At 57.0% G+C, this 13,845-nt stretch carries 14 protein-coding genes; 6 read left to right on the top strand and 8 right to left on the bottom strand.

Features of this window, described 5'->3' with window-relative positions:
* Positions 1–54 precede the first annotated feature (54 nt).
* Positions 55–750, bottom strand: a complete 696-nt coding sequence (locus tag ACN0Q0_RS02905; protein WP_417241847.1) for a response regulator transcription factor — start codon at positions 748–750, stop codon at positions 55–57.
* Between ACN0Q0_RS02905 and ACN0Q0_RS02900 the strand changes: the two genes are divergently transcribed.
* The 3 genes from ACN0Q0_RS02900 to ACN0Q0_RS02890 all read left to right on the top strand — a co-directional run bounded on the left by ACN0Q0_RS02900 (position 749) and on the right by ACN0Q0_RS02890 (position 2,094).
* The gene (locus tag ACN0Q0_RS02900; RefSeq protein ID WP_417241846.1) at positions 749–925 is read left to right on the top strand and encodes a hypothetical protein; all 177 of its coding nucleotides are present in this window, start codon (positions 749–751) and stop codon (positions 923–925) included. The two genes, ACN0Q0_RS02905 and ACN0Q0_RS02900, sit on opposite strands and share 2 nt — an antisense overlap.
* 270 nt (positions 926–1,195) lie before the next feature.
* Positions 1,196–1,513 carry an antibiotic biosynthesis monooxygenase family protein gene (locus tag ACN0Q0_RS02895; protein WP_417241845.1) on the top strand — a complete coding sequence of 106 codons (318 nt, stop codon included), beginning with the start codon at positions 1,196–1,198 and terminating at the stop codon, positions 1,511–1,513.
* The gene (locus ACN0Q0_RS02890) at positions 1,513–2,094 is read left to right on the top strand and encodes a rhodanese-like domain-containing protein (protein ID WP_417241844.1); all 582 of its coding nucleotides are present in this window, start codon (positions 1,513–1,515) and stop codon (positions 2,092–2,094) included. Before ACN0Q0_RS02895 ends, ACN0Q0_RS02890 begins: the two co-directional genes overlap by 1 nt.
* Before the next feature lie 96 nt (positions 2,095–2,190).
* Here ACN0Q0_RS02890 and ACN0Q0_RS02885 read toward each other — a convergent pair whose 3' ends face one another.
* From ACN0Q0_RS02885 to ACN0Q0_RS02875, 3 genes are all read right to left on the bottom strand, one after another.
* Entirely contained in the window at positions 2,191–3,732 is a 1,542-nt protein-coding gene (locus ACN0Q0_RS02885) for a tripartite tricarboxylate transporter permease (protein ID WP_417241843.1), read from the bottom strand.
* 12 nt (positions 3,733–3,744) lie between these two features.
* Positions 3,745–4,176, bottom strand: coding sequence for a tripartite tricarboxylate transporter TctB family protein (locus ACN0Q0_RS02880; RefSeq protein ID WP_417241842.1), 432 nt, complete (start codon positions 4,174–4,176; stop codon positions 3,745–3,747).
* A 98-nt stretch (positions 4,177–4,274) separates the two neighbouring features.
* Entirely contained in the window at positions 4,275–5,264 is a 990-nt protein-coding gene (locus tag ACN0Q0_RS02875) for a Bug family tripartite tricarboxylate transporter substrate binding protein (protein ID WP_417241841.1), read from the bottom strand.
* A gap of 171 nt (positions 5,265–5,435) precedes the next feature.
* Between ACN0Q0_RS02875 and ACN0Q0_RS02870 the strand changes: the two genes are divergently transcribed.
* Genes ACN0Q0_RS02870 through ACN0Q0_RS02860 form a run of 3 tightly spaced genes read left to right on the top strand, consistent with a single transcriptional unit; the run spans position 5,436 to position 8,576 of the window.
* Positions 5,436–6,107: a response regulator gene (locus tag ACN0Q0_RS02870; protein WP_417241840.1), complete on the top strand. Its 672-nt coding sequence runs from the start codon at positions 5,436–5,438 to the stop codon at positions 6,105–6,107.
* Positions 6,100–7,515 (top strand): sensor histidine kinase, encoded by a 1,416-nt coding sequence (locus ACN0Q0_RS02865; protein WP_417241839.1) that lies wholly within the window; start codon positions 6,100–6,102, stop codon positions 7,513–7,515. Before ACN0Q0_RS02870 ends, ACN0Q0_RS02865 begins: the two co-directional genes overlap by 8 nt.
* Positions 7,512–8,576 carry an ABC transporter substrate-binding protein gene (locus tag ACN0Q0_RS02860; protein WP_417241838.1) on the top strand — a complete coding sequence of 355 codons (1,065 nt, stop codon included), beginning with the start codon at positions 7,512–7,514 and terminating at the stop codon, positions 8,574–8,576. The genes ACN0Q0_RS02865 and ACN0Q0_RS02860 overlap by 4 nt, the downstream gene beginning before the upstream one ends.
* Before the next feature lie 10 nt (positions 8,577–8,586).
* Here the strand turns inward: ACN0Q0_RS02860 and ACN0Q0_RS02855 are convergent, their stop codons facing one another.
* The 4 genes from ACN0Q0_RS02855 to ACN0Q0_RS02840 form a co-directional block, all read right to left on the bottom strand.
* Positions 8,587–9,366, bottom strand: a complete 780-nt coding sequence (locus tag ACN0Q0_RS02855) for a lysophospholipid acyltransferase family protein (protein ID WP_417241837.1) — start codon at positions 9,364–9,366, stop codon at positions 8,587–8,589.
* A 450-nt stretch (positions 9,367–9,816) separates the two neighbouring features.
* Complete coding sequence (locus ACN0Q0_RS02850; protein ID WP_417241836.1) at positions 9,817–10,782, bottom strand: ATP-binding protein; 966 nt, start codon at positions 10,780–10,782, stop codon at positions 9,817–9,819.
* Positions 10,779–13,007: a Mu transposase C-terminal domain-containing protein gene (locus ACN0Q0_RS02845; protein ID WP_417241835.1), complete on the bottom strand. Its 2,229-nt coding sequence runs from the start codon at positions 13,005–13,007 to the stop codon at positions 10,779–10,781. The genes ACN0Q0_RS02850 and ACN0Q0_RS02845 overlap by 4 nt, the downstream gene beginning before the upstream one ends.
* Complete coding sequence (locus ACN0Q0_RS02840; RefSeq protein WP_417241834.1) at positions 12,995–13,726, bottom strand: hypothetical protein; 732 nt, start codon at positions 13,724–13,726, stop codon at positions 12,995–12,997. The genes ACN0Q0_RS02845 and ACN0Q0_RS02840 overlap by 13 nt, the downstream gene beginning before the upstream one ends.
* Positions 13,727–13,845 lie beyond the last annotated feature (119 nt).

Here is a 13,845-nt window from a genome sequence, read left to right as displayed (position 1 = left end):
CCGCACCTTACGCCATTCGCCGCCCGGTTCAAGCCCGCGAGGCCTCCTCCTGTGTTAGGCTGCAACGCCTTGTGGGCGGGCCTGCGCGGAAATGCGATAGCCAAGGCCCCAGACGGTTTCCAACATATTGGCGTCCCCGCCACAGACCTCGATTTGTTGCCGGATGCGCGACAGGTAGACGTTGATAATCCGCGCATCGGGTTCGTCGTCCCAGGCATAAAGATGCGCCATAAAGGCCTCGCGTGTGACCAGACGTTCGCGGTTCAGGACCAGCATTTCGAGGATTTCGTATTCCTTGCGCGTCAGGTGCAGGGTTGCCCCGTCGATGCTTGCGCGGTTGAGGTCGGTGTCGAGAACCATCGGCCCCACCTGAAGCAGTGCGGATGAATAGCCCGAAGTGCGGCGCACGGCCGCTTTGATTTGGGCCGCAAGGTAATCGGGGTCGACCTTGCCCGTCATGACGACGTCCGCGCCCAATGCGTAGGCGCGGCTGCGCGCGTCCCATTCTTCGCTCTGCGACAGGACATAGATCGGCATCAACGGGTGGCGTTCGCGTAAATCGGACAGCAATTTGTGACCGTCCATGTCCGGAACGTCGAGGTCGAACACAATGGCGCTTTGCTCGCCAAACTTGGCAAACTCAAGCAGTTCGGTGCCGTTGTTGACACGGGTGACAAGCAGCCCCGCTTCACAAAGGCCCGCACCGGCGGTCATAGCATTCCAGTTTGTTTCTGCGAGGAGCACGCGCATGATCAATATCCTTTTCAGGTGGGCCGCAACGGCGGTGGTGATCCGTTCTGGACATATCAAGCGGCATTTTGCACGCGAAAGAGGGGATGGCGGCGCCGGTCAACAGGCCGTTCCATCGGTCGGAACAATTTTAAGCATCTCCGTTTGTCTTCGCGCAAGTCATTGTTATGGTTAATGAAAAATATAGCGTCAATTGTGGCAACAGGCGGGGCGAGTCGGGGTGGAATGTGGCGGAAGTGTGGCGGCGGTGCGGTGGGTTCGCGGAGCATATCCGGATTTTTTTGGTAAATGCCCTTGGCCGCAACCGTGGGGCGGTCGGCGGAGAACCGCGTTTGACGCGACATTAGGGAATCACATTTGTCGGCACACGGCATCGCGCCCGCTGACAGGTGCCGTTGTGCGTGCTACGCTTTGAGGACCGCGCGACAGTTTTAGGGAGGGCCACATGCCACACATTACCCAAGACGCTAACATTCAAACCGTTCTGACCACGTTCGAGACATCACCTGCATCGGCGCTTGATCTGATGGAGGCGCTTCAGGCCGCCTATGCGGCATGCATTTCAAAGCAGCCGGGATTTATTTCTGCGGCGTTGCATATGAATGACGCGCAAACGCGGATTGCCAATTATTCACAGTGGCAAAAGCGCGAAGACTACCAAGCCATGTTGCGCACCGACGAGATGCGCACCCGCAATCGCGAGATCAACAATATGTGCAAGACCTTTGAACCGGTCATGTACGATGTACAGGGAATTTTCTGATGCGCGTATTTGCTGTTCTTATGATTGTGGCCGCAGGCACGGCAAGCGCCGATCCGGTGGGCATCACAAAAGATATGATGAGCGTAACGGTTGAAACCGCCACAGGTCCGGTGGAGATCTCGCGCGTTCAGGATAATGCGGCGGTGATCGAGGGCGATTTCGCCCAAATCGCCCGCCCGTGTCCAAGCTTTTGCATCCAGCCGATGGTGCCGGCCGAGGGTGTGACCCCCGTGGGCGAATTGGAGATGCTCGGCTTTTTGAACGATCCGGATGTGGTTGTGGTTGATGGTCGTGTGCGCTCGAACTTTGCCGCGGGGGCCATCCCGGGCGCGATCAATATTCCCTATACAGAAGCCGCCGACAGGTTGGGCGAATTGGGCTGTGAACCTGATTTCGAGGGCTACATTTGCGATGGCGACGACGTGAAATCCGTCGCGCTGTATTGCAATGGTCCGTGGTGTGGCCAGTCGCCCACCGCCGCCCGCCGCATGATCGAAGCGGGCTATCCTGCGGAGAAAATCTATTATTATCGTGCGGGGATGCAGGGGTGGACCATGTTGGGTCTGACGGTCTCCAAATAAACCACCGCGCCTGTGTGTGAGGGGTGGCGCATACAAAAGGGCGCGATGGTCGGGAAGTGTCCCGCGCCACCGCGCCCTCATTTCGTTTTGGCGGCCTTAGTCGCGCAACGCGCCTTCGTCGTCGGCACGGGCCTGCATTTGGGCTTTCACTTTGCGGCCGATGATGAGTGGCAAGATGAACCCGACAATGGCAATGACCCACAGCGTGATCGACAGCGGGCTGTCGATTAGGGTCATCCAGTCGCCGTTGTCGATGGTAATCGCACGACGCAGGTTGTTCTCCATCGAATTGCCCAACAAGGTGCCGAGAATGATCGGAACCAGTGGCACATCGAATTTGCGTAGAACCCACCCCATGACGCCAAAGCCGATCATAACGAGCAGGTCAAACGACGACCCCGAGATGCCGTAGATGCCGACAAAGGACACCATGGCAACGACAGGCATCAAGATGCGCGGCGGCACCATCAGCACGCGGGTGAACAGGCCGACCATCGGGATGTTCATGGCCAGAAGCATAAAGTTGGCAATGAACAGCGCGGCGATCAGCCCCCAAACCACATCGGGGTTCTGGCTGAACAGCAGCGGACCGGGTGTGATGTTGAGCGACAGTAGCACGGCCAAAAGAACGGCCGTGGTGCCAGAGCCCGGAACACCGAGCGCCAACATCGGCACCAAGGCCCCGCCTGCTGCGGCGTTGTTGCCCGCTTCGGGGGCGGCGACACCACGCGGGTCGCCCTTGCCAAAGGTTTTGCCGTCTTTGTCGACAAGCCGTTTTTCGAACGAGTAGGCGATAAAGGAGCCAAGGGACGCACCCGCGCCGGGCAGAACACCCGCGAGAAAGCCGAGGACCGTGGAACGGATCATGGTTGGTGTGGTTTTCTTGAGCATCGATACCGGTGGGGTCAGGCGACCCACCTTGATCTTGTCCGCCGAACCATCCGCATCGCCGTGGCGGTGCTCCAGAAAGATGAACACTTCGGAGAGGGCAAACAGGCCGACGATTGCCACAAGGAAATCGAGACCGTCATAGAGATGCACTTCGCCAAAGGTAAAGCGCGGTACACCCGTCTGGGTGTCGACGCCAATCATCGCAAGCCCAAGCCCGAGAGCGGCGGCAAAGGCCGATTTGGCCTGGTTGGTGGAGGACACGCCGCCAAGGGTCATAAAGGCCAAGGCGAAGAGCGCAAAATATTCCGCAGGGCCGAACAACAGCGCGATTTTCACGAGTTGCGGCGCGAGGAAAATCAGACCCCATGTGGCGAAAAACGCGCCCACGAAAGAGGCAATGCCGGAGAGGGACAGCGCTTGGCCTGCCATGCCTTTTTGCGCCATCGGGTAGCCGTCGAGACAGGTCATCATCGCGGGCTCATCGCCCGGAATATTGAGCAGGATCGACGAAATCCGCCCCCCGTACATCGCACCATAGTAGACCGAGGTGAGCAAGATCAGCGAGGGTGTCGCGCCAAGCCCGAGTGTAAAGGCGAGCGGGATCAGGATTGCCACGCCGTTTGACGGGCCAAGGCCGGGCAGGGCGCCCATGATGGTCCCCAGAAAACAGCCCAACAGGGCGAGAAGGATGTTTTGCCATGTCAGTGCGATGGCAAACCCGTCCGCAAGAGACGATAAAGTGTCCATGGGTGTTCTCCTTTAAAACCCGAGTGGGCCGCGCGCGAGCGACAGGCCGAGCACGAGGTGGAAGATGACGTAAATGCCGACGGAGGTGCCGATGCCCGTGAGGACGGTTGCGACCAATCCCGAGCCCAAACGCCACGTGAGGTAGGCGGCGGCAAACGCGGTGGCAAAGACGAACCCGAGGACGGGCAAAAGTTCGGCGTAGAGTACCATAACCACGACCGCCGCGAGCAGTTCGGCAAGGCGGCCAAGATTTGGCCATTCGGGGGCGCTATCGGGTTTAAGTGCGATAGCTATGGAGCTGAGGCCGAGAACGGCCGCAATGATTATCGGGAAGGCTTTGGGACCTACCGCATCGGAGAGAAAGCTTTCCTCGATTGCGAGGGCGGCAAAGGCAAAGCCGATCGCGATAAGGAGGCCAACAACACCAAAAATACGATCACTCATGGGAAAATCCTTTTTAGGGAACAGTGCGAGGCGTGGCCCTTAAAATTCGGGCGCTGCACATACATGCAGCGCCCTCATTCAAGCGACGTTCACACCGCTTACTTGATGATGCCGATCTCTTTCGAGATGTTCTGGATCTGGGCAACGCTGTTGGCCACAAAGGCTTCGAATTCCGCGCCTTGCAGGTCGAGAGGGGCCATGCCGTTGTTTGCCATGGTTTCTTTCCACTCGGGTGTCGCATAGAGGTCGCCGATTTTGCCAACCCATGCATCATAGGCCTCGTCGCTCATGCCGCCGGGTGCGTAGAACCCGCGCCAGTTTGCGCCGATGGCGTCAACGCCTTGCTCTTTGGCCGTCGGGAAGTTCGCAAACTCACCGTCAAGACGCTCGGGCGAAAGGACGGCCAGAACGCGAATGTCGCCGCTGTCCACGAAGCCTTTGGCCTCGGAAATATCGCCGGTGAAGGCCTGAACCGAGCCTGCGAGAAGCTGTGTGACAGCCTCGCCACCACCGTCAAACGCGATGTATTTCACGGAGCGCACATCGTCGATGCCGTATGCATTTGCCGCGATAAGGACTTTGAGGTGATCCCAACCGCCAACGGCAGATCCGCCTGCGACGGAGACTGTGGTCGGATCGGCTTTGATGATGTCGAGCAGCGCGGGCAAATCCGCAATCTCGCTATCGGCGGCCACAGCGATCACGCCGTAGTCCGCACCGATGGAGGCGAGCCAACGCACTTCGTCCATAGAGTTGCCAGGATAGGCACCTTGCGCCAAACGGGTCGCGGTGGCCGCAGAGGCGGCGACGATCAGGTCGTTGTCATCGCTACGCTTGTTCACAACTTCGGCAAAGGCCACACCACCGCCGCCACCGGCGAGGTTCACGACCTGCACGGTCTTGTCGAGCAGACCGAGGTCTTGCAACGATTTGCCAACCTGACGGCAAGTGAAGTCCCAACCGCCACCGGGGTTTGCGGGTGCGATGCACTCGGGGTTCTCGGGGGTGAAACCCTCGGCGAGCGCGCCAAAGGTGGATGCGCCAAGCAAAGCTGCGGCGACAGTGAGGCGGGTTGCCTTGATGATCATGTGTATTTTCCTCCACATATGTTTTTACCTCGGGCTGTATGGCCGCCCGATGTCCGAAGCTTTCGCACCACAGGTTTGCGGTCTCCTCGCGAATTGCTATGAGAGAAGTGTAAACGGCAAAGCTGTCGTGAACCTGTCACGGTTGAAACGCCGACAGGGGGAGGAGGGACCATGCGTATTCTGATCGTCGAGGACGCCGCCGATGTGGCCGAGGCCGTGGCCATTCGGTTGGGCAAAACGGGTATGGCCTGTGATCTCGCGGAAAGCTGTGACGCGGCGGAGGATTTTCTCGCCGTGCAGCGCTATGATGCGATTGTGCTCGACATCAATCTCCCCGATCGCAACGGCACCGAATTGCTCCACGATATGCGCCAGCGCGGGGACCGCACGCCGGTCTTGATGCTCACCGCGTTGTTCTCGGTGGATGACCGCGTGTCGGCACTTGATCTCGGGGCGGATGATTACCTCGTGAAGCCGTTCGATCAGCGGGAACTCGAGGCACGGCTGCGCGCCCTTGTGCGCCGCGAATCCGATCAGAAATCCGATGCTATCTCCTTTGGTCCATTGACGTTTTCGCCTGCGGTGTTGACCGCGACACTGGGCGGGGAGCCGCTTGACCTGACCCGTCGCGAGGCCACGCTTCTGGGGCTTTTGCTGCGCAGTCAGGGCGCGTTATTGAGCAAGCAACGTCTGTACGACGGGCTCTTTGCCTTTGAGGATGCGGATGTCGGATTGAATGCAATCGAGCTCTATATTGCGCGGCTGCGCAAAAAACTGATGGCCTCCACCGTGGGCATTGAAACGCAGCGCGGCCTTGGCTACCGGATCACCAACGATGGCTGAATCACCCGCTGTTCCCGCGTCCGAATTTACGCCGCAACGCACGCTGTTGTCGCGGGTTATGGGCGGTGTTTTGTCCCTGCTTGCGATGGGCGGCGTCGTGGTGATGCTTGCGTCGTTTGCCTACGGAAAAAACGCAGCCCGCCAATCGTTCGACCGCCTTTTGGTCGGGGCGGCGAGCGACATTGCCGAATCGGTTAATGTGGTCGAGGGCGTGCCTGTTGCGGATATTCCGGTCTCCGCCTTTGGTCTTTTGGCCTTTGCCGATGAGGATCGCGTGTCCTATTCCGTGCGCGGTCCCGAGGGGGTGTTGCTAACGGGGCATGAGGAGGCGAAAGAGCGTATTGGCGATGCGCGTTCACTGATGCAGCCCTTTTTCTTCGATACGAAAATCCACGGCGAGGCGGCCCGGTTTGTGACCGTTGTGCGGCGGTTTTCGGAGCGTGATTTTTCGGGCAATGTGTTTGTCACGGTGGGGCAAACGCTCCGCGCCCGTAACGCGATGGCGGTCAGCCTGACCAAAGGGGCCGCGATCGTGACGGGGTTCGGGGGGCTTGCGCTTATTCTCAGCGCCTTCTTTGTGATCCGTTCCGCCATGCGCCCGCTTGAACGGATGACACAGGACCTATTGGACCGCGACCCCTATGATCTGACGCCGATGCCTGCCGATGGGCCGGCGGAGGTGGCGGTGATGGTCCATGCGATGAACCGTTTTATGCAGCGGCTCGACCGACAGGTGGGGGCGATGCGACATCTGATTTCCGACACGGCGCACCAATTGCGCACGCCCGTTGCGGCGATCTGTGCGCAGGCCGAACTGGCGATCGAGGATGACAGGGACCACTTGCCGCAACGGTTGGACCGTCTGGTGCGGCGCACGCGCTCGCTCGGGACGCTGCTCGATCAAATGCTGTCGCGGGCTTTGGTTATTCACCGCGCCGACAATGCGCCGCCTGCATCCGTGGATTTACGCGACATCGCGCTTAAGGTGTTGGAGGATCGCGACCACGAGGTCCTGGCACCGGACGCGGTGGTGGAGCTGCGCATCGGCAATGCGCCGGTGATGGTGATGGCCGATGACATTTCATTGAGCGAGGCGGTGAAAAACATGCTCGCCAATGCGCTGCGCCACGGGATTTCGCCCGTGGTTATCGGCACCTCCTGCGTACAGGGTCGCAGCGCGATATGGGTCGAGGACGCGGGCAGTGGTCCGCCGCCTGATATTCTGGATAAAATCGGGGAACGGTTTGAACGCTCTGCGGCCTCCACCGGCAATAGCGCGGGGTTGGGCCTGTCGATTGTGCGCGCGGTGGCACAGGCCTTTGCGGGTGAGGTCCAGATGGGCCAAACGGATGCGGGGTTTCGTGTGACCTTGAGTTTGCCGCAACAAAAAGAGGTGGTGACGGCATGATCCGGTCACGATTTTCCCACTTTATACAGGGCGCATTCGCGTCGCTGTGCCTTTGGACGGCGCCCGTCGCAGCGCAAGAGGCGATTGCACAATTCGCATTTCCGAATACGCTAACAAGCACGGAATTGCTCGTGCGTTCGACCACGGATATTGCCATTCTGGCACCCGCGCTGAACGCCTTTGTCGCGGCCAACCCGCGTGTGGCCATTACCTATGAACAATGGGGATCCAATGCGCTTTACCGTGATAGCCGTACCGCCTGTGATGGTGGTGCGCCCGCTGCGGATGTGGTGATTTCCTCGGGCGTCCACCAGATGGTCGATCTGGTCAACCGCGCGTGCGCAAGCCCGTATGTGTCGGCCCACACCACCGCTCTTCCATCGGCGCGACAGTGGCGCGACGAGCTATGGGGCATCACGCAAGAGGCGGCTGTGATCATCTACAACACGGCCCTGGTCCCGGATGCGGAGGCGCCGCGCACGCGGTTTGCCCTGTTGGATCTGATGCGCCGAGAGTCATCGCGATACCGCGGGCGTATCGCGACATATGATGTTGAACGCTCGGGCCTCGGGTTTTTGTTCGCCTTTATGGACAGTCAGGAAGCCACAACATTTGGCGGGCTACTGGAAGGGTTTTCGCGGGTCGATGCCGTTGCGACCTGTTGTTCGGCGGAGATTATCAAGAGTGTGGAGCGCGGTGAGTATCTCATTGCCTACAATGTGTTGGGCTCCTACGTCGCCTCTGTGCCGCATAAGAACCTCGGTGTCATTTACCCCAAAGATTACACGCTGTTTTTATCGCGGGCCCTGATGATCCCAAGGGCGGCCAAACATAAGGAACAGGCCGCGCAATTTCTGGATTTTCTGTTGTCACCCGCGGGACAAGGCATTCTGGCGAAAAGCAATCTGGTGCAACATCACGGCGGGGTCACCTCGGCTTTGCCGCAAAGCGCCCAACGTTTTATCCCGATTGATCTGACCTTGCTTGTGGCGATGGATCAGCACCGCCGCGCAAGCTTTGTTGAAAAATGGCGGGCCACATTCGGGAAGGGGGCGCGGTAGACCCGCCTCGTCAGGTCTGGTCGAACACCGCCATCATCGTTGCACGCAAACGGGCGACATCCTCATCCACCGAGGCGTTCAAATCGCACACAAACGGCTCCATCACGTCGATCCGTATTGTCCCGCTTTTGGGGCTGAATTTGCGACGCGGCAGGAGGCGGTCGGAGTCACGGATCACAATCGGGCGGATGGTCCGGCCTGTCTCGCGGGCCACGACAACAGCGCCGGCTTTGAATTCGCCCAACGATTGTGTGCCTGTTCGTGTGCCTTCGGGAAACAGAACCACCGATTGGCGGCGCGGCATGTCACGCACCGCTGCCGTCAGCGTTTCCATCGCCACCTTACCGCTTTTGCGGTCGATCTGGACCAGACCCGCGCCGTGAAACCCCGTGCGCAACAACGGGCTTTCAAACAGCTCTTTCTTGGCGGCAAAGGTGAACCATTTCGTGTCAGGGATCGCATCCATCAATGTGAACCCGTCCAGATGGCTGCGGTGGTTGATCACGATAATGCTGTCGGTGTCGGACCCGAGTGCGCGTTTGTCCGCATCGGAGATGTCGGCGCGGATGCTCAATAGCCACAATAGGCGCGAACAGGCGCGTTTGACAAGGCGCCAGTACCACCCGCGAAACCCGCGCCGCCGCGCACATAGCAACGGCGCAAAGGCGATCACCAGAAAATAGGGCGGTCCCAACAGGATCAACACCGTCCGTTTGACAATCCGGACGGGTCGCGGATCAGGAGCTGTGTCGCGTGTGCTCGTGGATTTTGTCTCTGGCTCTTTGTGCATCGTGTCCCTCGAATACGTGATCGGGGCGCGACACACACGATTATCTGCGGTCGCAAACAAGAGGTATGACAGGCGCCGGATGGGTGGCGTCACCCGAAGTGATGGTCCTGCATCGGACAAATGCCACAAAACTTCAACGACAAACACGCGATAATGCGTTGAAACGGGTGAACAGCGGCCAAACCGCCGCCGTGCGCAGTCATATTGCCAACGAAACCAGAAGTGCGCGCAAGAAGAACAAAACGTGATTCGTGAGGCACATAAAAACGCAATACTTTCAGTGTGATACGTGATTCTATGAATCGGCAAAAAACCAATAGTGGGCGCAAGAAACCAATAACACGCGCAAAAAATTTTAGAAGTTTTTTTGATCAAAGCCATTAGGATGAAACACGAAGAGGCCCGCGTTAGAAACGCGGGCCTCTTCGTGTACTCCAAGTGATTTTGGATCTAGTCGTTCAGGGCTTCTAAGTAAGGGTGGTCCTTCCGGAACATGGTGTCATACCCAGAGTGGGTAAATGGTGTTGCCGCTGGATTTGACTCTGTCTTATTTACCCACGCGTCAATGAAGTGGCCAATGTTCAGTGCGCTAGCGCCTTTAACGCGTGCAACCCCAATTGCTTTAATGGTTAATTTGATAACTAATCCCCACCGATATGCACCGGCAACGACGAGGCGGTGATAGAAGTCCTCGGTCGGGATGCCAGCGTCCAATTCGAGTTTGGAGCTTAAAGCATAGCTGCCGACGATTTCATGGACCGTATCAAAGTCGTCAGGCAGTGAGACGTCATTAAACTTAATACGGTTGAGCAACCGATAGAGCTGAGGCTCCTCCCGCAGATACCCGTCAAGCTCTGGCACGCCGGAAAAGATGAGCATGAGCGGCCAGTCATGCGACTTCATGAGGGTCTTGAACGAATCGAGAATGGCGAGGCGATCGGTTTCATTCTTCTTGCGGAAGATATGCTGAGCTTCATCATAATGAATGCCCACGACCCCGGCCAATTTTGCTTCTGTTACGACGCGCTCCCAGATCTCTATTTGTGTAAGACGTGCCCTATCGGACAAGGGAAACCCGATGGCCCGCATAGAGTTTCGACCCAGGTCCTTCCAGCCCAGCGTTCCTTTGAGCATGCATTCGGCAAACCTTGCCGGCTGTCCCGTCGGTAGCCGAATATTACCGGCATTGAACCGCTTCAAAAGCTCCTCGATTTCCTTAGTCTTTCCGCTGCCAGACTGCCCAGTAACCAGGAGACTTTCGGTCTCAAACCGAGATCCGCTTTCAAGACAGCCAAGGTGATGGCTGAAAACGCGAGCGAACTCACTCTTGAGCCGTACGGCCCTCTCAAACGGGAAGACCCGATCAATGGTGCCTGTTGCTGTCGCGCGAACGGATGGAATGACGAATTCGTTCATAATTTGCTCTTTGTGATCGGTTTGAAAGTGCGGGTAGTCTCAGTTGACGTCGCCTGTGCTTGCTCTTTGTCGATAGGGCTTTCTGAAGCCAGCTCTTGTGAAACTTGGGTGGAGGGGCTCGGAACTTGCCCGATCGGAGACCTCACAGTCTTAGCTGACCCATCAGTGTCACGGTGCATAATGTTTCCGGGAGCCGTGGTTGGGCCTGTGCGAGACATCGGAATATACTCGACATGCGCCATCTGATCAGCCTGCTTACGAAGTTCGTCGATCCTTGTGTATGACGAAGGCAAATTGGAATCTGGAAAGAAGCCAGATTCTCTGATGCGGCGGGCGCGCGCTTTGCGCAGGTGCTCTTCATGCAAGGCACGCTTTTCTGGATTATCCTCGATAGCGGAGCGCATATCCGTAATCGCTTCTTCAAGCGTTAGGTCAGCGAATGTGGTCATCCTCAAATCTGCAGTGATCACGTCCGCGTTTTCTTGGTTTAGAATGCTCACAAACCGGAGATCATCCGGGTTCAGGAATACGGTGACCTTTTTAGGCGCACCTCCTGCAAATTCTTGCAGCTCCGTCGAGTTGTAGGGAATGTTGAAGATTTTGACGCCTTCTGATGTCGTCGTGGCGACCGCCTTCTCGCCGAGATGTAAGCGAAGCATTTCAGAGTCAGGAGGTTCAATACCGTTATAAGCTTCAATGATTTGATCAAGCTTCTGCTGCGGCGTAGCCGTGTTCATTCCAGTGCCTTGATGAGAGCTGTGGGGATATTCATCAATCCAAAAACGTGTAATGAATTCCATAAGTTTTTCAGGCGTTATTGTTGCGTTCTTTTGTCCGTCGTAGCCGTTAAGTTCGCCAGGGCGGCTACCAACGTACCCAGACAAGAAATTCAGAACCTTCCACTGAAGGGTGCCAAAAGGCCGTTCTGCGTAACTATTGTCCACGGAGTTATATGCGCGTCCGGTTAAGACGACTGTTCCCATACCCAATTGGCTACCATAGATGTCAGCGTTGCGCGCTGCGGTGCCATTGTCGGATTTCACAAGTGCGAGTTTGACGGGCGGTGCTGGGTCATGTTCACATCCGTAGCGGACCTTTTCGCGCGTCTTATCCCGCATTGCCATTCGAAGCAGCTTTTTCTGATGATCACCATCCGCTGTTTCTGAAAGCAGCCAAGCAAGCGGCATCCGAGTCGCAACATCGATCATGAAGTAGAGCCACAGCCGACGGATCTCTCCCTTTGCCTCGTCGATTGGGGTGCCCTCCAATTTCGGATCGATCTCCTGTACGCGTATCGCACCCTTCGCGTCCGTAAAGATGGAAAGGTAGGCTTGATCGGTCGCGCATGTCTCACCGTATTTTACAGCACGAATGTTTGTGGAGCCGGCGCCATATTTATTCTGACTATACCGAGGACCGTTCCGCCCGATCTCAGTGATAACTTTACTGATTGCCGCAGCCCGGTTTTTCACAGTCGTCAAAGAGGGGAACTTAAACCCGAATAGCCGTGCATCTTCCGGAACTTTGAACTCCGAGCATGCGCCTTCATAAATTAATGACAGTTTAGCTTGAGTCTCTCTCAGAAACAGATTCAGCACATAATCGATGAAGCGCTCACCAACCAAGCAGAGACGGCCCCGACCTTTTTCCCATCCTTTTTTGTGGTGCCTACGCATGAGGACCACTGGATTTCGATCAAATGAAAGAAACGTTTTCCACATTTCTTGGAGCTTCCGCCCTTGGGGCAAGACATGTGGCTGAGACGCGCTCCCAATATGAACATCATGGAATAAGTGCTTGTCTTCAGCAAGATCGATAGCCAATTGGCGCAGACGCTGTCGCACTGAGCCGCGGCTGAGATACCTGTGCGTGAGTTTGGTGCCTTCAGTTTCGAGTTCTTCCATGGCGCGGATTAATGCAAGGCGCGCGCGGATGTCCCTCTGCTCAGCCTCCGGAAGCTGTTCGACCCGCTCGAAGCCACCTGTGAACTCAAGAAGCCGCCGCTTGTTTTCGGCCATTTTCGGTGTGATGAGCTGCGCATCGTTCGCGGCTAACGCTGCATCAACGCGTTCGAACGTTAGTGTCAAACACTCACCGTCATCAATCCCTTCAACAGCATAGCCGTCGCGGTCTTTTCCGATCACACGCCAGCGGTGCTGATCTAGGATAAGTTCCGAACCCAGAGGGACCTTATAGACCGGCTTCGAAGGCATTAGGTTAGCCAAATCCGGGAGTTTTTGCAGATGACAGTGTGACGATTGACACCAAGGCGACCCTGGCCAATCAGCCTGAAGATCGCGTCAGTCGTTTCACCTTGAAGATGGTCGCACTGTGAGATCAGATCTTGCATAAGCCAAAAAGACGTATTGCGCGCACGATCCAGAACATAGGCGTCGAGATCAGGGTTCTCGGACTCCGTTGCCGACCAAATCCGAAGCAGATTATCCCGATAACCTTGCGTGTAGTCGTCTCCATTTACGACGATTTTATCATCGGCGAAGGACTTCGGAGTCGCTGCAAAGATCGCTTCAATTTCGTCTAGGGTCCTCTGTTTCTTTAAGCTTGTCCCATTTCGCACAAATACCGCCCGGCGAAATTTGTCGCGGAAAGTGATACGAAGATCGAAGCTATGCTTCCTCAACCTGCCATTCCAGCCACGGTACTCGACCGGTGGCAGCTGAACTTCCAGATGGTGCAGCTCAGGTGAAAGGAGCGCCTCGAGCGCTACCGCCATCTCGCGCTCGCCATCAAAATGAAAGATCTTACGCTGCCCTCGTGTGGCCGGCGTGCCAATGGTCATCGAAATTCGGTGAGTTGTCGAACTGCGGGTTAACGGGTTGCGGTATCCATTGTAGGGCAGGACACCATAAACTGGACCCACCTGTAAGGCAGGCCGTTTCTCTTGCTCACCGAGCGATGTGTCCCAATCCAGTGGATAAGACATATTTCCTCCCGTCTCGAAAGTGCTGACTTTCGAGTTATTGATTTCCGTTGATGAGGTGATGATCGCGCTTGCCGGGCCGAAATGCGGCCTTTATCGTGGCAAGTGTGTTTGAGCGATCA

This window comes from Celeribacter sp., from assembly GCF_048259695.1.
Lineage (GTDB): Bacteria > Pseudomonadota > Alphaproteobacteria > Rhodobacterales > Rhodobacteraceae > Celeribacter.
This window is presented reverse-complemented; position numbering and strand designations above follow the sequence as displayed.